Raw genomic sequence first — 19,659 nt, forward strand, 5'->3', positions numbered from 1 at the left:
CCTTACCGGTCGAGGTTCTTGCCGACGGCGCGCATCAGGAAGAAGGCGACGATATTGGCGAGGATGACTGCGATGATGCCGCCCGCCGATGCGCCGCCGACGTCGTAGCCGAGCAGGGCGGTGCGGTAGATCAGGAACGGCAGGTTGGTGGAGGCGTAACCCGGGCCACCATTGGTGGTGACGAGGATTTCTGCATAGACACCGAGCAGGAAGATCGTCTGGATCAGGATAACCACGGTGATCGCACGCGCCAGATGCGGCAAGGTCAGGTAGATGAACTGGTTGATGAAGCCGGCCCCGTCCATTTCGGCGGCTTCCTTCTGTTCGCCGTCAAGCGATTGCAGCGCAGTCAGGAGGATGAGCGTTGCAAACGGAAGCCATTGCCAGGCGACGATGACGATGATCGAGAACAACGGATATTGTGCGAACCAGTCGACGGGCTGCAGGCCAATTGCCCTGTTGATATCGGCCAGAACGCCGTACCCGGGATGCATGATCATGTTTTTCCACACCAGCGCGGCAACCGGCGGCATGACGAAAAAGGGCGAAATGATCAGAATGCGAACTACGCCTTGGCCGAACATCGGCTGGTCGAGCAGCAAGGCGATGGCAATCCCGCCGACCACGGTGATCAACAGAACGCCACCGACGATCAGCAGTGTGTTCCAGATCGACTGGAAGAAGGCCGGATCGGTATAGAAATATTTATAGTTGAACAGTCCGGCGAAGCTGACATTGCCCGGATTGAGCAGATTGTAGTTCTGGAACGAGAACCACAGCGTCATTGCCAGCGGAACGATCATCCAGACCAGAAGAAGACCGACGGACGGCGCCATCATGAGACGCGACAGCGTCCGTGTGTTGTGCGTAGCCATGGAAGAACCCACCCTAATGGCCAACACGCGCGGCTGTCTGGGCCGCCTGCGTCAGCTCGTTTTCTTGTGTCGGCCAAAATGGCCTGAAGCATCCGCGCCGAACGGCAGGAGAGGCGCGTTGGACTTTTGGTGTCGCCGCCCGGATCGCAATCCGGGCGGCTTCATTTCCTTCGGGAGGAAATTACTTGATGTAACCGCCGCGGGTCATTTCGCGCTCGGTGACCTGCTGGGCCTGTGCGAGAGCATCATCGACCGACATCTGGCCTGCAAGCGCTGCGGAGAACAGCTGGCCGACGGTGGTGCCAAGACCCTGGAATTCGGGAATGGCGACGAACTGCACGCCGACATAAGGCACCGGCTTGACGGTCGGGTTCTTCGGATCAGCCGCGTTGATGCTGTCGAGCGTCATCTTCGCGAACGGAGCCGCCTTTTGATATTCGGCATTTTCGTAGAGAGAGGTGCGCGTGCCCGGAGGAACGTTGGCCCAGCCTTCCTTGGAAGCGACGAGGTTCGCGTATTCCTTGCCGGTGGCCCAGGCAATGAACTTTTCGGCAGAAGCGGTCTTCTGTGAACCGGCCGGAATGGCAAGGTTCCATGCCCACAGCCAGTTGCCGCGCTTGCCGAGACCCGTATCCGGTGCCAAGGCGAAGCCGACCTTGTCGGCAACCGTCGAGTCCTTCGGGTTGGTCACGAACGAGGCAGCGACAGTGGCGTCAATCCACATGCCGCACTTGCCCTGCTGGAAAAGCGCCAGGTTTTCGTTGAAGCCGTTCGACGAAGCGCCCTGCGGGCCAGCGTCGTTCATCAGCTTCACATACATGTCGAGCGTGTTTTTCCATTCCGGCTGGTCGAACTGTGGCTTCCAGTTCTCGTCGAACCAGCGTGCGCCGAAAGCATTCGACGTTGCCGTCAGGAACGCCATGTTCTCGCCCCAGCCGGCCTTGCCGCGAAGGCAAATCCCGTTGATGCCGGCTTCGCGGTCGGTCATCTTGCGAGCTGCCTCGCCGATGAATTCCCAGGTCGGCGCGTCCGGCATGGTCAAGCCGGCCTTTTCCATCAGGTCGCGACGATACATGACCATGGAGCTTTCGCCGTAGAACGGTGCGGCATAGAGCTTGTTGTCGTCGCCGGTGAGACCGGAACGGATGGCTGGCAGCAGATCGTCGACGTCATAGTCAGCGCCGAGATTGTCGAGTGGCAGGAGCCAGCCCTGCTTTGCCCAGATCGGAACTTCGTAAGTGCCGATGGTCATGATGTCGTACTGGCCGCCCTTGGTGGCGATGTCGGTTGTGACACGCTCGCGCAGGACATTTTCTTCCAGCGTGACCCATTCGACCTGGATGTCGGGGTTCTTCGCGGTGAATTCGGACGTCAGACCCTGCATGCGGATCATGTCGCCATTGTTCACGGTCGCAATGGTGAGGGTTTCGGCAGATGCCATGCCCGCAAGGGCGAGAGCTGAGCATGCGCCCAGCAAAATCGTCTTCAATGTCATGTCTTCCTCCCAGAAGAGAACTGAGCATTCGCTTTGCTCATGGGCAATTACTCACTTCATGGCCATGGAAAGTCAATGGGCATTCCATGCTGCGATGCCGCAAGAATTAGTCAGCCAATTGAAATTTCAGGATTTAATTTAATCGCAACGCTCAATTCTTCAGCAGATAACGGGCCGCGTCTTCGTCGGTAATCAGCCCATTTATATGCCCGCCGCATGCCGCAGCGCGGATGGCGGCATGTTTGCGTTGGCCGCGTGCCATGCCGATGACGGTCGAGGTGTCACGCGAGGGAATGGCAAGGCTTGCCACTCGCTCGTTGACCGGGTCGTCAAGCAGACGGCCATCCGGCCCAAAGATCCAGCCACAGATTTCACCAGTCGCGCCTGCCGTCAGCAGTGCCTCCATCTCGTCTCGCTGCAGAAAGCCGTCCAGCAGGAGCGGTGCATTGAGCGTCATCTCGCCGATACCGACGAAGGCGGCGTTGGATGATTTGCCAAGTTCGATCGTCGGGGCGACCAGCGGCTGGCGATGCAGAAGATCGCGCTCTTCTCGCGAAGATACGATAACCGGGAGCGGCATGGGGAAATGTCGGGCCTTGACCGCATCTGCCATCGAAAAGATGACGTTGAAATAGGCGGCCGATCCGTCCGGACTGATATTGCCGGTCAGCGAGACAATCTTGTGCTGCGGACATTCCATGGGCGAGAGCTGATCGACCATGGCACGTAGCGTACGTCCCGTTCCCATGGCGATAACCAGCGGGTCGGGCTGTTTCAGCCATCGTTCCAGTTCGGCGGCGCCGGCCTCCGCCACGCCAACCGTTGCCGAATCGGAGGCCGGATCACTGGGGACGATTTCGACATGCCTGAGACCGTATTTGTCTTTGACCGCCTCTCCGAGTTCCAGGCAGGCGGCAATCGGATGGTCGAGCCGTACCTTGATCAGCTTCTCGGCAACCGACAGGGACACGAGCCTTTGCGCGCTCTGGCGCGAGATGCCCATTGCAACCGCGATCTCGTCCTGGGTTCGACCGGCGACATAATACAGCCAGCCTGCTCTTGCCGCATCATCGAGCCGAGTTTGACCTTCTTGTCGCTTTGCCATCGAGATTGGACCACCCTTTCCAGATCAGTGCTGCCAACTTTAACCGCGACTGTCAAATTGCCGAAGCCGCCTCAAGCCCTGCAGGATGTAAATCTGCAGGTTTGATGATTTGTGTGAACCAGTCGATTGTGTGGCGAAGCCCTTGTTCCAGGGGAATTTCAGGCCGCCAATCGAGAAGATCGCCGGCGCGGCGGATATCCGGTTGCCGCCGCCGTGGATCATCGATCGGCAAGCGAAGATCGACCACATCCTTGCTGGTCGGGATTTCGCGCTGAACCATTACGGCCAGTTGGTGGATAGTGAATTCGTCCGGATTGCTCAGGTGATCGGCCATGCAGGATTGAGTTCTCGTTCCATCATCGCGACCAGCCCGCGGCCGGTGAGAGCCTGGACAACCAGATTGGACGATGCGGCCTTCGTCGGGCTGCATGTGCGGACCACAGGCATTGAACAGCCTGGCGACGCGCGCGTCTACGCGGCCGAGGCGAAAGAGATCGAAACACGGCCTTGAACAAAAAAATCGGCTACTCCTGCAAATGTACGAATGTGCCTATTCTCTTCCCCGGAAGATATGCTTGGCGGACCTGTCTGCGCCCGTATTTTGAGAGGCGTATCAGGGAAGTCGCTTGAAAAGCACGCCGCTGACGAGCGCTCTTCGAAGGTAAGGCATTCCTCCAGGTTTATTTGCAACTTGATCGCGAACCTCCGCCCGGTGTCGGCAGCTTGGCGGCCATTGGAATTGCTCCGTCTTCAGAATCTGCTGGACAAAATATCTGATCGACATATACGTAACGATATTACATTACGAAACGAAGCAGGATTGGGTGGTGCTCACCATGTGCAGGCTTGACCGAATGCCCCGTCAGGCCCTAAGCATTGGATCGACGGTTCCCCAATTGGATGACTCCAAGGGGATTAATAGGGAACACGGTGCGGAAGACCCAATTGGGACCAAAACCGTGGCTGCCCCCGCAACTGTAAGCGGATTGCCGTCCATCGTGGTGCGAAAGCGCCAGGCCACTGCGAGTTGACTCGTGGGAAGGCCGATGGACAGCAGATATCCGCGAGCCAGGAGACCTGCCGTCACAGAAGAGAAACCGCAACGGACGGGGTGTTCCGATGGAAAAGATCTGGCTTGAAAGCAGCGCGTCTGTGCGCTTTTTTTGCAATGCCATTTTGCCTCCGGAGATAACCGACGGGGGAGAATTATGGCGCCTGCGAAACAACACACGGTAACCGTTTGTACGGATTGCCGAATCACCGGCACGGCTTGCCGGCCCGGACTGAAGCTCCTCGCTCACCTGAATGCGTGTCTGTCAAAGATGGATGCGTCTGCCAATCGTGACTTTGCGGTTGAAGGCACGGTCTGCATGGCGGGCTGCTGGAGACCTTGCACCATCGCTTTCCAGGCAAGCGGCAAGGCCACTTATCTGTTCGGTGATATAGAGCCTGATGCCGATATCGAAGCGTTGGTGGAATTCGCCAAACTTTACGGCGAACGGCCCGACGGCATGACCCGGGAGGCAGAGCGTCCCCGCGGGCTCGGCGGCAAGGTTCTTGCGCGCATCCCGGCCTCCGTTCTTGTCTCTGAACGGTCTGGGGAGCGTCTCCAGTGAGCTGCGATGCGACCGGTACATCAATCACCGTCTCCAATCTCGGCTGGGGGCCGAAACCGGGCCACTTTCTCGTGCGAGGGGTCAATTTCGCCCTGGATGCCGGAGATCGGCTTGCGATCATAGGTCCGAATGGAGCTGGAAAGACGTCGCTTTTGCGCTGCCTGTATCGTGGCGTCTCACCGCGGGAGGGAAAGGTCGAGGTCGGCGGTGAAGACATCTGGCAAATCGGTTCCCGGCAGGTTGCGCGCCGGATTGCGGTGGTGCTCCAGGAGATGCCGGCAGACTTTCCATTCAGCGTTCGCGACGTGGTGTTGATGGGGCGTATTCCCTGGCGCGAAGGCCTGACCGGCTGGACCGACGAGGATCGCCAGGAGGTTGCCCATGCGCTTGAACACCTGAATCTCAGGCATCTTGCCGCGCGCCAGTTTTCCACCCTGTCGGGAGGCGAGAAGCAGCGCGTGCTGGTTGCCCGCGCTCTCACCCAGAAGCCCGAGATCATCATTCTCGATGAGCCGACCAACCATCTCGACATCCGTCATCAGCTCGAGATTCTCAATCTGTTGCGCACGCTCAAGCTCACCATCATCACCACGCTGCACGACATCAACCTGGCCGGTGATTTCGCAACGCATGTTGCGCTGATGCGCGATGGCCGCATGACCGCGTTCGGAACGCCGGACAATGTTCTGACATCCCATGCCGTGTCGGCCACTTTCGGCGTGGCGGCCACGGCCCATCCGGTGCCGGGTAACGGAACGGCACGCTTCTCGTTTTCACTCGAAACAGTCTGATTTAAAAGGATTTTACATGTCTTACCGACGCTTGGCCGCATCCACCGCAGGTTTCCTCGTTTCCGCCCTGTTCGCCAGTTCGGCGCTTGCCTATCCGGTGACCGTCAAGAGTTGCAACCGCGATGTCACATTCGAGGCCGCACCAAGCCGTGCAGTTTCCAACGACGTCAATCTGACCGAGATGATGCTGGCATTGAAGCTTCAGGACCACATGGCTGGCTACACCGGCGTCTCCGGCTGGAAGACCCTGGACGAAAAAATCAGGCAGGGCGTCAAGGAGCTACCCGAACTGTCACCCAAATATCCGACCAAGGAGGTGTTGTTGAATGCCGACGCCGACTTCTATTTCGCCGGTTGGAATTACGGCATGAAAGTGGGCGGCGAAGTTACCCCGGAGACGCTCGATGCCTTCAAGATCAAGGTTTACGAACTGACGGAATCCTGCATTCACATCATGGCAAAGGACAAGCCGACGATGAACGATATGTTTGTCGATCTCGTCAATCTCGGCAAGATCTTCGGCGTCGAAGATCGCGCCAATGAGCTTGTAGCCGGCTATGAAAGTAGCTTGGCCGAGATCCGAAACCGTATCGGCGAGGTGAAGGAGCCGGTCCGCGTCTTCGTCTATGATTCAGGCACGGAGAAGCCGTTCACCTCCGGCCGGTACGGAATTCCCACTGCGATGATCGAGGCCGCCGGCGGCGTCAACATTATGGATGATGTTGAGAAAAGCTGGACGGAAATCTCATGGGAGCCGGTCATCGAACGCAATCCGCAAGTGATCGTCATCGTCAACTATGGCGATGTGACGGCCGATCAGAAGATTGCCTTCATGAAGGAAAACCCGGCCTTCAAAAATCTCGATGCGGTGAAGCAGAACCGTTTCGTGGTTCTGGAATACGTCGAGGCGACACCGGGACCGCGGAATATCGATGGCATCGGCCGACTGGCTGATGTGCTGCATCCCCGCAATATGTAGGCAGCCTACTTGGCCGCGAACACGCTGCATCATCGGGCTTCAACGCGTCCGGTGATGCACATTTTATCGATAAGATTGGCATGTGATGACGGGTAGCAGGATGTTGATATGGGCGGTGCTTGCCGTCGCGGCGATGGGCTTGTGCCTGACGGCCGGTGTATCCTTCGGAGCCGCACCCATCCCGTTCACCACGGTCTGGTCGATTGTCGCCAACAAGCTTCATCCCGGCATCGTCGAGGCGACTTGGTCGCCCGGCCGCGAAAGTATTGTCTGGGATGTGCGCTTCCCACGCGTGATCCTTGCTGGTCTCGTCGGCGCGGGTCTGGCCGTCGTTGGTGCTGTCCTCCAGGCGGTTACGCGCAATCCATTGGCAGACCCACATTTGCTCGGCGTCTCCTCGGGCGGCGCGCTGGGGGCGATCGTTGCCCTGCTGCATACAGGACTGATCTTCGGGCTCGTCACCGTACCACTGTTTGCCTTCATCGGTGCGCTCTGCGCAACGCTGGCTGTCATGGCGGTCACCCGCTATTCGGGGGCTGCTGCCGACCGGCTTGTGCTCTCGGGTGTCGCGGTCGCCTTTGTCGCGACCGCGCTCGGCAACCTCACAATTTTCCTCGGCGATCCGCGCGCGGCGCATACCGTGGTTTTCTGGATGTTGGGTGGGTTGGGCCTCGCGCAGTGGTCACACCTGCTTTATCCCGCGCTGGCGCTTGCTCTGTCTCTGGGCTGGCTGATGCTGCGAGCGCGCGAAATCAATGCGCTCGCCATGGGAGACGAGACTGCGGCAACTCTGGGCATACCCGTCGCGCGGTTTCGGGCGCAACTGTTCGTCATCACGGCGCTTCTGACAGGTGTCATGGTGGCCTTTTCTGGCGCTATCGGCTTTGTCGGGCTGCTGATCCCCCATGTCGTCCGCCTGGTTGGAGGCGGCGACAATGTTCGCGTCATTCCACTGTCCGCTTTTGTCGGCGCGATCGTGCTGATCCTTGCCGATATCGCCGCCCGCGTCGCCATGGCTCCGGAAGACATGCCGATCGGCGTTGTTACCGGCCTGGTGGGCGGTGTTGCGTTCATCGTTTTACTACGTCGCCGATAGGCGCGAGCCAGATTCTGGCGTCGATTCCTCACCGCCTATTGCTCCATTTTCGTTTTGGCCTAGGATGAAGCAAAACGAAAAACGGGGAGGGGACGATGATTTTTTCTGCACGCCAGGCTGAAATCATGGCAATTGCGAAGGAGCAGGGCCGCGTCCTGGTCGATGAGCTCGCCGCGCGTTTTGCCGTCACGCCGCAGACCATCCGCAAGGATCTAAACGATCTTTGTGACACGAGAGCGCTCAACCGCATTCACGGTGGCGCCGTTTTTCCCAATGGAAATGAAAACGTTAAGTACGAGGCGCGCCGCTCCATGGCGGCGATCGAAAAGCAGGCGATCGGCCGGGCAGCGGCTGCACTCATCCCGGACAATTCCTCCCTATTCATCAATATCGGCACCACGACAGAGGCCGTCGGGGAGGCGCTTGTTGACCACAAGGAACTGATGGTAATCACAAATAACATCAATGTGGCCAATCGGTTGCGCGTTTATCCCTCGATCGAGGTCGTCATCGCAGGCGGTGTTGTCCGTGGTGCCGATGGGGGCATCGTCGGTGAGGCAGCGGTCGACTTCATCCGCCAGTTCAAGGTCGATTTTGCGGTCATCGGTGTTTCGGCCATCGATGAGGATGGCGCGCTGCTGGATTTCGATTTTCGCGAAGTGAAGGTTGCGCAGGCCATCATCGCCAATGCCCGCCATGTCGTCCTTGTTTCCGATGCCTCCAAGTTCGAACGCACGGCACCCGTCCGGATCGGCCATATATCACAGGTTCACACCTTTATCACCGATCATTGTCCCTCCCAGAACGTCCGGGCTATCTGCCTGGACAGGGAGGTGCAACTGATCGAGACGACCCCGTCGGACATTGACCTTGAACAATCGAATTAACTTTCGTTTGACATTCGTTTTGATTTCATTTTAGATAATCGTGCTTTCGCAATCGCAATATATGCTGCGCCGCGAAATACGGGGGGATGATGACGGACGAGCCTATCTACGATCTGTTTGTGATCGGTGGCGGCATCAATGGCTGCGGCATCGCCCGTGACGCTGCTGGCCGTGGCTATTCTGTGGCTCTTGCCGAAATGAACGATTTCGCCTCCGGTACCTCGTCCGGTGCGACCAAGCTGATTCATGGCGGTCTGCGTTACCTCGAACATTATGAATTTCGCCTGGTGCGCGAAGCGCTGATGGAGCGGGAAGTGCTCTGGGCAATGGCGCCGCATGTGATTTGGCCGCTCAGGTTTGTCCTGCCGTTTCAAAAGGGCGGCATTCGCCCGGCCTGGCTGATCCGTCTCGGCCTGTTTCTCTATGATCATCTTGGCGGTCGAAAGCTGCTTCCGGCAACGAAGACCCTGGATCTTCGCCACGATCAGGCAGGCAAGCCGTTGAAGCCGATCTTTTCCAAGGCCTTTGAATATTCCGACGGCTGGGTCGATGATGCGCGCATGGTCGTGCTGAACGCCCGTGATGCGCAAAATCGCGGCGCGAGGATTTTCAGTCGCGCCCGGGTGGTTTCTGCACATCGCGAGAGTGGTGTCTGGGTCATTACCACCAAGGCAAAGGGCAATGGAGCGACGACCATGCATCGCGCCCGCATGCTGGTAAACGCTGCAGGCCCCTGGGTTGACCAGGTTCTCGCCGGCGCCGTCGGTCGCAACAATGTGCACAATGTTCGCCTCGTGCAGGGCAGTCACATCATTGTTCGCAAGAAATTCACCGACACTCGCGCCTATTTCTTCCAGAACCCGGACAATCGCATCATTTTCGCGATACCGTATGAAGGCGACTTTACCCTGATCGGCACAACGGATCGTGACTACACCGATGATCCGAAGGATGTGAAGATCAGCGAGGAAGAGATAAACTATCTCTGCAATGCGGCGAGTGAGTATTTCAGGGAACCGGTCGTGCCGGGCGATATCGTCTGGAGCTATTCGGCCGTGCGTCCCCTGTTCGACGATGGTGCTTCCAAGGCGCAGGAAGCGACGCGCGACTACGTCTTGAAGCTCGAGATGGCAGACGACGGCTCGCCGCTGCTCAATGTATTTGGCGGCAAGCTGACGACCTATCGTCGTCTTGCCGAACATGCCTTGGAGAAAATCGGCGAAGCGATTGGCGTCAGGGGCAATGCCTGGACCGCAAACAGCCGGTTGCCGGGTGGCGATTTCCTTGTCACCGGTTATGACACGCTGGTGCAGGACCTTGTCCGTCTTTATCCGTTTCTTGACCGCCGTCACGCGGAACGCTTGATCCGTTGTTACGGTACGGATGCAAAAACAATTCTCGGAAATGCGGCCAAGACCGAGGATCTGGGCCGTCATTTCGGCGGAAGTCTCTACGAGTGCGAACTGCGCTGGTTGATGGAAAACGAGTGGGCGGTCACGGCCGAGGATGTGCTGTGGCGCCGAACGAAACAGGGGCTGTTCCTGTCGCCGGAAGAGGCGCGGGGACTGGAGGAATATCTGGGGGCCGTCGCGGCGACCTAGCCGCGCTATCCCGGATTGCCGAAGGTTTGGAGGAGGCCTGAGGAAATATGTTGGAACTGAAGAACATCTCGAAAATGGCGGGTGGTGATTACCACATTTACCCGACCGACCTGACGTTGCAGCGGGGCTCGCTGAACGTGCTGCTCGGGCCGACGCTTTCGGGCAAGACATCCCTGATGCGGCTGATGGCCGGGCTGGACAAGCCGACATCCGGGACGATCCATGTCGACGGTGTCGATGTGACAGGTCAGCCTGTGCAGCAGCGCAATGTCGCTATGGTGTACCAGCAATTCATCAATTATCCGGCCCTGACGGTGTATGAAAACATCGCCTCGCCGATGCGCATTGCCGGCAAGGATGCCGCCACCATAGACCGCGAGGTCCACAAGGCATCGGACCTTCTGAGGCTGACGCCCTATCTTCAACGCACGCCACTCAGCCTTTCCGGTGGCCAGCAGCAGCGGACGGCGCTCGCCCGCGCCCTCGTGAAGAAGGCGACACTCGTGCTGCTCGACGAGCCTCTGGCCAACCTGGACTACAAGCTCCGTGAGGAGTTGCGCGAAGAACTTCCCAAGATCTTTGCCCAATCCGGTGCGATCTTCGTTTATGCGACCACCGAACCTTCGGAGGCTTTGCTGCTGGGTGGCAATACGGCAACCCTGAGCGAAGGGCGTGTCACACAGTTTGGCGAGACCATCGCAATCTATCGACAGCCGGTCGATCTTTTGACGGCAAAGACCTTCGCCGACCCGCCGCTGAATACCCTGTCTCTGGTGAAATCGGGTCAGCAGTTCCTGCTGGCAGGCCGTCATGTGCTGGACGTTCCAGCGCATCTTGCAGCGATTGCCGATGGGCCGGTCACGGTCGCCTTCCACCCGCATCATCTGTCTCTTTCTGCAAATTCCCATGCCGCGAAGCCCTTGCGGGCCAGGACCCTGGTGTCGGAAATCGCCGGATCGGAAAGCTTCATCCACGTCGAATTTGCCGGTGCGCGCTGGGTCATCCTGGCGCATGGCATTCACGACATCGATCCGGACAAGGAAATCGATGTCTATATCGACACCCGTCACCTGATGGCGTTCGACGCGCAAGGCCGCTCCTTGCTCGCCCATGCCAGCATGGCCGCGTGAGGGGAGGCGCGACATGGCACGCATCAATCTCGACCATATCCGCCACGCCTATTCGCCCGCCGCCCGGGCCGCGGGTGACTACGCGCTCAAGGAAGTTCATCACGAATGGGCTGACGGCGGGGCCTATGCTCTGCTCGGGCCGTCCGGCTGCGGCAAGACGACCCTGCTCAACATCATTTCCGGCCTGATCAATCCGTCGGACGGCAAGATTCTGTTCGATGGCGTGGACGTGACCCATCTGTCCACCCAGGCCCGCAACATCGCCCAGGTGTTCCAGTTCCCGGTCGTTTACGACACGATGAGCGTCTATGACAATCTGGCTTTTCCCTTGCGCAATCGGCATGTGCCGGAAGATCAGGTTCATCGGCGCGTCACCGAGATCCTCGAAATGACCGATCTCGCCGCCATGGCCAGGAAGACCGCTCAGGGCCTGACAGCGGACCAGAAGCAGAAGATTTCGCTTGGTCGCGGCCTGGTTCGCGCCGATGTCAACGCGATCCTGTTCGACGAGCCTCTGACGGTTATCGACCCGCACATGAAATGGGTGCTGCGCTCCCAGCTGAAGCGTCTGCATCGTCAGTCCGGTTTTACCATGGTCTATGTCACCCACGACCAGACCGAGGCGCTGACTTTCGCCGACAAGGTCGTGGTGATGTACGATGGTCAGATTGTCCAGATCGGCACGCCGGCCGAATTGTTCGAGAAGCCCAGCCATACATTCGTCGGCTATTTCATTGGTTCGCCGGGAATGAATGTCCTGCCCGCTGCCGTGAATGGTGCAACCGCGACCGTTGGTGACCAGTCGATTGCGCTTCCGGGAGCGCCGATACTGTCCGGCCAGTCCAGGATCGAGCTTGGCATTCGTCCCGAATTCGTCCGCCTCGCACGCGAGGGCATGCCGATCTCGATTTCAAAGGTCGAGGATATCGGCCGCCAGAAGATCATTCGCACACGTTTCTGCGATCATCCGATGTCGATCGTCGTTGCAGAGGATACCGACATTCCCGCGGATCCGAAGGTGACATTCGTACCCCAGGCGATCGGCATCTATGCCGACAGCTGGCGTGTTGGCATGGAGGCCAAGTGATGAACAAGACCTGGAACAACAAAGCCTGGTTCATGGTCATTCCGGTGCTTGTGCTGGTGGCCTTCTCCGCAGTCATACCGCTGATGACCGTTGTCAACTATTCGGTACAGGATACCTTCGGCAACAACGAGTTCTTCTGGGCCGGTACGGACTGGTTCACCGAAATCCTGTCCTCGGCCCGTTTCTGGGACGCGCTGGCACGCAACCTGATTTTCTCGATGATCATCCTGGCGATCGAGGTGCCGCTTGGCATCTTCATCGCGCTCAACATGCCGAAAAAGGGCCTCGGCGTCCCGGTCTGCCTCGTTCTGATGGCCTTGCCACTTCTCATTCCCTGGAACGTCGTCGGCACGATCTGGCTGGTCTTCGGTCGTGTCGATATCGGGCTCCTTGGCTATACGCTGAGCGCTTTGGGCATCGACTACAATTTCACCCAGAACCCGATCGATGCCTGGATCACCGTCATCGTGATGGATGTCTGGCACTGGACAAGTCTTGTCGTGCTGCTCTGCTATGCCGGCCTCGTATCCATCCCCGACGCCTATTATCAGGCCGCCAAGATTGATGGTGCCTCGCGCTGGTCTGTCTTCCGCTTCATCCAGCTGCCGAAGATGAAACGCGTGCTGCTGATCGCCGTCCTGCTGCGCTTCATGGACAGTTTCATGATCTACACCGAGCCCTTCGTCGTCACTGGCGGCGGTCCCGGCAATTCGACCACCTTCCTGTCGATCGACCTCGTCAAGATGGCGGTCGGACAGTTCGACCTGGGCCCAGCCGCGGCCATGTCGATCATCTACTTCCTGATTATCCTGGCCCTGTCCTGGATCTTCTACACAGTCATGACCGTCAGCGATGCCCAAGGCGAATAAGGGAGGAGGACCGATGAGCAATTCCGATAACCGATCAAGCTTCGGCTTTCTGGTCCCGACGATCTACATCGTGTTTCTGTTGCTGCCGATCTATTGGCTGGTCAATATGAGCTTCAAGAGCAATGGCGAGATCCTCGGTGCCTTTTCGCTCTGGCCGCAGGATCCGACGATCCGCAACTACATGGTGATCTTCACCGATCCATCCTGGTACAATGGCTATATCAATTCGATTATCTATGTCGTTTTAAACACGCTGATCTCGGTGACTGCGGCCCTGCCGGCAGCCTATGCCTTCTCGCGCTATCGTTTTCTCGGTGACAAGCATCTGTTCTTCTGGCTTCTGACCAACCGCATGGCGCCGCCGGCCGTCTTCGCGCTTCCCTTCTTCCAGCTCTATTCGGCCTTTGGCCTGATCGACACGCATATCGCGGTCGCCATCGCCCACTGCCTGTTCAACGTGCCGCTGGCCGTCTGGATCCTGGAAGGCTTCATGTCCGGTGTGCCGAAGGAGATTGACGAGACGGCCTATATCGACGGCTATTCCTTCCCGAGATTCTTCGTGAAGATCTTCATGCCGCTGATTGCGTCCGGCATCGGTGTCGCCGCCTTCTTCTGCTTCATGTTCTCCTGGGTCGAGCTTCTGATTGCCCGCACCCTGACCACGACGGATGCCAAGCCGATCGCCGCGACCATGACGCGCACGGTCTCTGCGTCGGGCATGGACTGGGGCGTTCTGGCCGCGGCCGGCGTCCTGACCATCATTCCCGGTGCTTTGGTGATCTATTTTGTCCGCAACTACATCGCCAAGGGCTTTGCCCTGGGCCGCGTCTGAGGAGGCTACAATGGATTTCACATGGATGGCCTGGACGTTGCCAACCGCGATCTTCTTCCTGGTGATCCTGGGGCTGATCGCCTCCATGGCGGTCTGGGAATATCTTGTCCCGGGAGGCAGCCCGCGTGTCGGCATTCTGCATTTCGAGACGACCCGTGGCGACCGGCTCTTCGTGTCGCTGCTCGGCTCGGCATTCATTCATCTCGCATGGCTTGGTCTGGTCGGACCCAGCCTGTGGTGGGCTCTCGCTCTGTCCGTGGTCTACGCCATCGGCGTGTTCCGCTACGTCTAGAGCAAGAAAAGGCGAATGGCGGCGGGAGGTCGCCATTCTATCGACTTGGAAGTCACTGCAATCGCAACCTTAGGGAGGATGACTATGCGACGGCACCTTATGACGACGACGGCAGCTGTGCTGCTGGCAATGACCGGCTCGGCTTATGCCGGTATGGACGAAGCAAAACAGTTCCTGGACAAGGAAGTCGGCGACATGTCGACGCTCGACCGCGCCGCCCAGGAAGCGGAAATGCAATGGTTCATCGATGCGGCAAAACCGTTTGCCGGCATGGATATCAAGGTGGTCTCCGAAACCATCACGACGCATGAATACGAATCCAAGGTTCTGGCGCCGGCCTTCACCGCGATCACCGGCATCAAGATCACCCATGACCTGATCGGCGAAGGCGATGTCGTCGAAAAACTGCAGACACAGATGCAGTCGGGTGAGAACATCTATGACGCCTATGTCAACGACTCCGACCTGATCGGCACGCATTGGCGCTATCAGCAGGCTCGCTCGCTGACCGACTGGATGGCCAATGCCGGCAAGGATGTGACCAATCCAGGTCTCGACCTCAACGATTTCATCGGTTTGAAATTCACCACCTCGCCTGACGGCAATCTTTACCAGCTGCCCGACCAGCAGTTCGCGAACCTCTACTGGTTCCGCTATGACTGGTTCAACGACGACAAGAACAAGGCCGACTTCAAGGCGAAGTATGGCTACGACCTTGGCGTTCCGGTCAATTGGTCTGCCTACGAGGATATTGCCGAGTTCTTCACCGGTCGCGAAGTCGACGGCAAGAAGGTCTATGGTCACATGGACTATGGCAAGAAGGATCCGTCACTCGGCTGGCGCTTCACGGATGCCTGGCTGTCGATGGCCGGCAATGGCGACAAGGGTCTGCCGAACGGCCTTCCGGTCGACGAATGGGGCATCAAGGTCGATGAGAATTCCCGTCCGGTCGGCTCGTGCGTCGCTCGTGGTGGCGATACCAACGGTCCGGCTTCAGTCTATGCCATCCAGAAGTACCTTGATTGGCTGAAGGCCTACGCGCCTGCATCCGCTGCCGGCATGACCTTCTCTGAATCCGGTCCGGTCCCGGCCCAGGGCGAAATTGCCCAGCAGATGTTCATGTACACCGCCTTCACCGCGGACATGGTCAAGGACGGCCTGCCGGTGGTCAATGCCGACGGCACGCCGAAGTGGCGTTTTGCCCCAAGCCCGCATGGCGTCTACTGGAAGGACGGCATGAAGCTCGGCTATCAGGACGTGGGTTCCTGGACGCTGATGAAGTCCACGCCGGACGACCGCGCCAAGGCAGCCTGGCTCTACGCCCAGTTCGTCACCTCAAAGACCGTTGACGTCAAGAAGAGCCATGTCGGCCTGACGCTGACCCGTGAGTCGACGATCCAGCACCAGAGCTTCACCGACCGCGCGCCGAAACTTGGTGGTCTGATCGAGTTCTACCGTTCTCCGGCCCGTGTCCAGTGGTCGCCGACCGGCACCAACGTTCCGGACTATCCGAAGCTGGCTCAGCTGTGGTGGCAGGCGATCGGTGATGCGTCTTCGGGTGCCAAGTCGGCACAGGAAGCCATGGACTCCTTGTGCGCCGAGCAGGAGAAGGTCATGCAGCGCCTGGAACGCGCAGGCGTTCAGGGCGACATCGGTCCGAAGCTTGCCGAGGAAAAGACCCTCGAAGAGTGGAATGCCGATGCTGTTGCCAAGGGCAACCTTGCGCCGCAGCTGAAGGTCGAGAACGAAAAGGAAAAGCCGATCACCGTCAACTATGACGAACTCGTCAAGAGCTGGCAGAAGTAAGCCGGCAGATATGCCGAATTGACAATTGCCGGGGCGCTTCTTACGCCCCGGCTTCTTCTATGAGGGAGCTTGAGACCTGATGAGCGGTTACATTCTGGCGATCGACCAGGGAACAACGTCGACGCGTTCGATGATCTTTGACAAAGACATGCAGATTGTCGGTGTCGCGCAGCAGGAATTCACCCAGCATTTCCCCGATTCCGGCTGGGTCGAACATGATGCAGACGAGATCTGGCAAAGCGTCCTGAAGACCGTAGACCGGGCGGTTACCGCAGCCGACATCAAGATCGGCGATGTGACCGCGATCGGAATCACCAATCAGCGCGAGACCGTCGTCGTCTGGGACCGCGAAACCGGCATGCCCGTGCATCGTGCGATCGTCTGGCAGGATCGCCGAACGGCCCGTTTTTGTGATGAACTGAAGGCGAGGGGCCTGGAGCCGCTTTTCACGCAGAAGACCGGCCTGCTGCTCGATCCGTATTTTTCCGGCACCAAGCTCTCCTGGCTGCTCAAGAATGTCGACGGCCTGAAGGCGCGGGCAGAAGAAGGCCAACTCTGCTTCGGCACGGTCGATAGCTGGCTCATCTACAAGCTGACCGGTGGCAAGGTCCACGCAACGGATGCGACCAACGCCTCGCGCACATTGATCTTTGACATCAGCGAAAATCAATTCGACGACGAGTTGCTGCAGATCCTCGAGATCCCGCGGGCGATGCTTCCGGAGGTCAAGGACTGCGCTGACGACTTCGGCATCACCGAAATCTCCGTTCTCGGCGCGGCCATCCCTATCCTCGGCGTTGCCGGCGACCAGCAGGCAGCCGTCATCGGCAATGCCTGCTTTGAACCTGGCATGATGAAATCGACGTATGGAACGGGCTGTTTTGCGCTGCTGAACACCGGCTCGGATCGCGTCACCTCGTCCAATCGCCTGCTGACCACGATCGCCTACCGCATGAACGGCAAAACCACCTACGCCCTGGAGGGCTCGATCTTCATCGCCGGTGCTGCCGTGCAGTGGCTTCGCGACGAACTGGGCTTCGTCAAAGTCGCGTCCGATACCGATGCGCTGGCCATGCGCGCCGACCCCAATCAGCGCGTCTATCTCGTGCCGGCCTTTACCGGCCTCGGTGCGCCACATTGGGATGCGGATGCGCGCGGCGCGATCTTCGGGTTGACCCGCAGTTCAGGGCCTGCCGAATTTGCCCGCGCCGTGCTGGAAAGCGTGGCCTATCAGACCAATGATCTGCTGGAGGCGATGAAGAAGGATTGGTCCGGCGCCAGCGATCAGACGGTCCTGCGCGTTGACGGCGGCATGGTTGCTTCCGACTGGACGATGCAGCGCCTCGCCGACATTCTCGACGCGCCCGTCGACCGTCCGATGATCCTGGAGACCACTGTGCTGGGTGCAGCCTGGCTTGCGGGCTCGCGTGCCGGTCTCTGGCCGGATCAGGCTGGTTTTGCCGCGACCTGGAAACGCAATCGCCGCTTCGAACCCCAGATGCAATCCTCCGAAAGACAGCAAGCGATTGCCGGCTGGCAGGACTGCGTCAGTCGCTGCCTGACCAAGCGATAGGTTCAAGTCTAAGCGATCATCGCGACAAGGGTCTCCAGTCGGTCTGCATCCTTCGGCAGCTTGTCCTGCCGCAGGCGTGCAATGCGCGGGAAGCGCATGGCGACGCCCGACTTGTGCCGATTGGAGCGGGCGATGCCTTCAAAGGCCACTTCCACGACAAAACCATGTTCTGCTTCAGCCCTGAGCGCCCGCACCGGGCCGAAGCGATCGACGGTGTTGTTGCGCACGAAGCGATCGAGCACTTCGAGTTCCTGGTCGGTAAAACCGAAATAGGCCTTGCCGACAGGCACCAGAACATCGCCTTCGCCGGGAACGGCAGTCCAGACGCCAAAGGTGAAATCCGAATAATAGCTCGAACGCTTGCCATGCCCGCGCTGCGCATACATCAACACCGCATCCGCATTCATCGGATCGCGCTTCCACTTGAACCATGGTCCCTTGGCGCGGCCGGCCTGGTAGACGCTGTCATGGCGCTTTAGCATCACGCCTTCGATGACCGGATCGGGCGGTAAAGACCGCAACCGCTCCAGCTCCTCCCAGCTTGAGAACGGAACCAGCGGCGAGAGGTCGAAACGGGTTGCCTCCTGCGCCTCAATAAGCCTGCCAAGCCTTTCTCGCCGCACAGGAAAGACCTCGCCGCGAACGTCCTCGCTTCCCTCGAACAGAATGTCATAGGCGCGGATGAAGACGGGATAATCCTCCATCATCCGAGCGGTCACCGTCTTGCGGTTCAGCCTTTGCTGGAGATCCGAAAATGTCCGGACCGGCGCATTGCTGCGCGAGGTTCCGCCGACCAGCAGTTCGCCGTCGATCACGCCATCGAACCGTGCCGCTTCAACAATGTCCGGGAAGGCGCCCGAGATATCGTCGCCGGACCGGGAATAGAGACGGTTTCGCCCGTCGGAGCAGGAAAGCTGCACGCGAATACCGTCCCATTTCCATTCGGCGGCAAAATCCGATGGGTCGAGCACCTCAAGATCGCGGTCCTCGATGGGGGTCGACAGCATGACCGAGTGGAAAATGGCAGGCGTCGCCAGTACGGGTTTTTCGCTGCGGTCTTCCAGCCAGTCGAACAGCGGCAAATATGGCGGCGTCAACCCGTGCCACAGGCCTTCGATGTCGCCGACATCCTTGTCACCGAAATTCGCCAATGCCTGCTTGGCGAGGCGTGCCGACACACCGATGCGCAAACCTCCCGTGACGAGTTTGATCAGCGCGAAGCGTTCGGACGATCCCAAGGTGTCGAGCAGTTGACGCATCACGCTGCGGGTCTCGCTCCGTCCTAGTTGTTGCAGTCTTTCGATGATGCGCGAAAGCTGCAACTCTGCACCCTCGGGTGGCTGAACCTCGCATGATGGCTCCCAGACCAGGGAAATCGTCTCGGCCAGATCGCCGACATAGTCGTATGAGTAGCGGAACAGCACCTCGTCCATGCGCTCGAGCACGAGTTCCTTGAGCAATGCCGGCTTGACGCCGCCGATATCGAGATTGTCGGTGAGTGCGGCCAGCGCATATCCGCGGTCTGGATCGGGTGTCACTCTGAAATAGTCCTGCAGCAGCTTCAGCTTGCCATTGCGGCTCGGCGTCAGGACCAGGCGATCAAGCAGGACTGCGAATGCCTTCAT

The 19,659-nt window shown here is 59.0% G+C and carries 18 protein-coding genes and 1 riboswitch; of the genes, 14 read left to right on the plus strand and 4 right to left on the minus strand.

Translation table 11 applies throughout. The features are described from left to right. Positions 1–2: 2 nt before the first annotated feature. The 3 genes from IM739_RS03180 to IM739_RS03190 form a co-directional block, all read right to left on the minus strand. Positions 3–875, minus strand: a complete 873-nt coding sequence (locus IM739_RS03180; RefSeq protein WP_237369794.1) for a carbohydrate ABC transporter permease — start codon at positions 873–875, stop codon at positions 3–5. A 181-nt stretch (positions 876–1,056) separates the two neighbouring features. Further along, entirely contained in the window at positions 1,057–2,370 is a 1,314-nt protein-coding gene (locus tag IM739_RS03185; protein WP_237369795.1) for an ABC transporter substrate-binding protein, read from the minus strand. A gap of 151 nt (positions 2,371–2,521) precedes the next feature. Continuing rightward, positions 2,522–3,475, minus strand: a complete 954-nt coding sequence (locus tag IM739_RS03190) for a sugar-binding transcriptional regulator (protein ID WP_237369796.1) — start codon at positions 3,473–3,475, stop codon at positions 2,522–2,524. 142 nt (positions 3,476–3,617) lie between these two features. Between IM739_RS03190 and IM739_RS03195 the strand changes: the two genes are divergently transcribed. The 14 genes from IM739_RS03195 (at position 3,618) to glpK (ending at position 18,034) form a co-directional block, all read left to right on the plus strand. Next, positions 3,618–3,986, plus strand: coding sequence for a hypothetical protein (locus tag IM739_RS03195; protein WP_237369797.1), 369 nt, complete (start codon positions 3,618–3,620; stop codon positions 3,984–3,986). A gap of 357 nt (positions 3,987–4,343) precedes the next feature. Further along, a riboswitch (cobalamin riboswitch) is annotated at positions 4,344–4,574 on the plus strand. Between the two features lie 109 nt (positions 4,575–4,683). Then, the gene (locus IM739_RS03200) at positions 4,684–5,091 is read left to right on the plus strand and encodes a DUF1636 family protein (RefSeq protein WP_237369798.1); all 408 of its coding nucleotides are present in this window, start codon (positions 4,684–4,686) and stop codon (positions 5,089–5,091) included. Next, positions 5,088–5,882: an ABC transporter ATP-binding protein gene (locus IM739_RS03205; protein WP_237369799.1), complete on the plus strand. Its 795-nt coding sequence runs from the start codon at positions 5,088–5,090 to the stop codon at positions 5,880–5,882. The genes IM739_RS03200 and IM739_RS03205 overlap by 4 nt, the downstream gene beginning before the upstream one ends. Positions 5,883–5,898: 16 nt before the next feature. After that, positions 5,899–6,861: an ABC transporter substrate-binding protein gene (locus IM739_RS03210; protein WP_237369800.1), complete on the plus strand. Its 963-nt coding sequence runs from the start codon at positions 5,899–5,901 to the stop codon at positions 6,859–6,861. An 85-nt stretch (positions 6,862–6,946) separates the two neighbouring features. Further along, positions 6,947–7,957 carry a FecCD family ABC transporter permease gene (locus IM739_RS03215; RefSeq protein ID WP_237369801.1) on the plus strand — a complete coding sequence of 337 codons (1,011 nt, stop codon included), beginning with the start codon at positions 6,947–6,949 and terminating at the stop codon, positions 7,955–7,957. Positions 7,958–8,052: 95 nt separating this feature from the next. Then, on the plus strand, positions 8,053–8,844 hold the full coding sequence (locus IM739_RS03220) for a DeoR/GlpR family DNA-binding transcription regulator (protein ID WP_237369802.1): 792 nt from the start codon (positions 8,053–8,055) through the stop codon (positions 8,842–8,844). An 89-nt stretch (positions 8,845–8,933) separates the two neighbouring features. Continuing rightward, positions 8,934–10,445: a glycerol-3-phosphate dehydrogenase gene (gene glpD, locus IM739_RS03225; RefSeq protein ID WP_237369803.1), complete on the plus strand. Its 1,512-nt coding sequence runs from the start codon at positions 8,934–8,936 to the stop codon at positions 10,443–10,445. Between the two features lie 47 nt (positions 10,446–10,492). Then, positions 10,493–11,575, plus strand: a complete 1,083-nt coding sequence (locus IM739_RS03230) for an ABC transporter ATP-binding protein (RefSeq protein WP_237369804.1) — start codon at positions 10,493–10,495, stop codon at positions 11,573–11,575. A 13-nt stretch (positions 11,576–11,588) separates the two neighbouring features. Then, positions 11,589–12,662: an ABC transporter ATP-binding protein gene (locus tag IM739_RS03235; protein ID WP_237369805.1), complete on the plus strand. Its 1,074-nt coding sequence runs from the start codon at positions 11,589–11,591 to the stop codon at positions 12,660–12,662. Further along, entirely contained in the window at positions 12,662–13,531 is an 870-nt protein-coding gene (locus tag IM739_RS03240; protein ID WP_237369806.1) for a carbohydrate ABC transporter permease, read from the plus strand. The genes IM739_RS03235 and IM739_RS03240 overlap by 1 nt, the downstream gene beginning before the upstream one ends. A gap of 13 nt (positions 13,532–13,544) precedes the next feature. After that, positions 13,545–14,363 carry a carbohydrate ABC transporter permease gene (locus IM739_RS03245; RefSeq protein ID WP_007602813.1) on the plus strand — a complete coding sequence of 273 codons (819 nt, stop codon included), beginning with the start codon at positions 13,545–13,547 and terminating at the stop codon, positions 14,361–14,363. A 10-nt stretch (positions 14,364–14,373) separates the two neighbouring features. Then, positions 14,374–14,655, plus strand: coding sequence for a DUF2160 domain-containing protein (locus IM739_RS03250; protein ID WP_237369807.1), 282 nt, complete (start codon positions 14,374–14,376; stop codon positions 14,653–14,655). A gap of 84 nt (positions 14,656–14,739) precedes the next feature. Then, positions 14,740–16,461 (plus strand): ABC transporter substrate-binding protein, encoded by a 1,722-nt coding sequence (locus IM739_RS03255; protein ID WP_237369808.1) that lies wholly within the window; start codon positions 14,740–14,742, stop codon positions 16,459–16,461. A gap of 79 nt (positions 16,462–16,540) precedes the next feature. Beyond that, a complete protein-coding gene (gene glpK, locus IM739_RS03260) occupies positions 16,541–18,034 on the plus strand; it encodes a glycerol kinase GlpK (RefSeq protein WP_237369809.1) in 1,494 nt (497 codons plus the stop codon). An 8-nt stretch (positions 18,035–18,042) separates the two neighbouring features. On the opposite strand, the gene IM739_RS03265 is transcribed toward glpK, so the two are convergent. Next, complete coding sequence (locus tag IM739_RS03265; RefSeq protein ID WP_237369810.1) at positions 18,043–19,659, minus strand: cisplatin damage response ATP-dependent DNA ligase; 1,617 nt, start codon at positions 19,657–19,659, stop codon at positions 18,043–18,045.

The sequence above is a fragment of the Rhizobium sp. SL42 genome (assembly GCF_021729845.1).
Taxonomy (GTDB): Bacteria; Pseudomonadota; Alphaproteobacteria; order Rhizobiales; family Rhizobiaceae; genus Allorhizobium.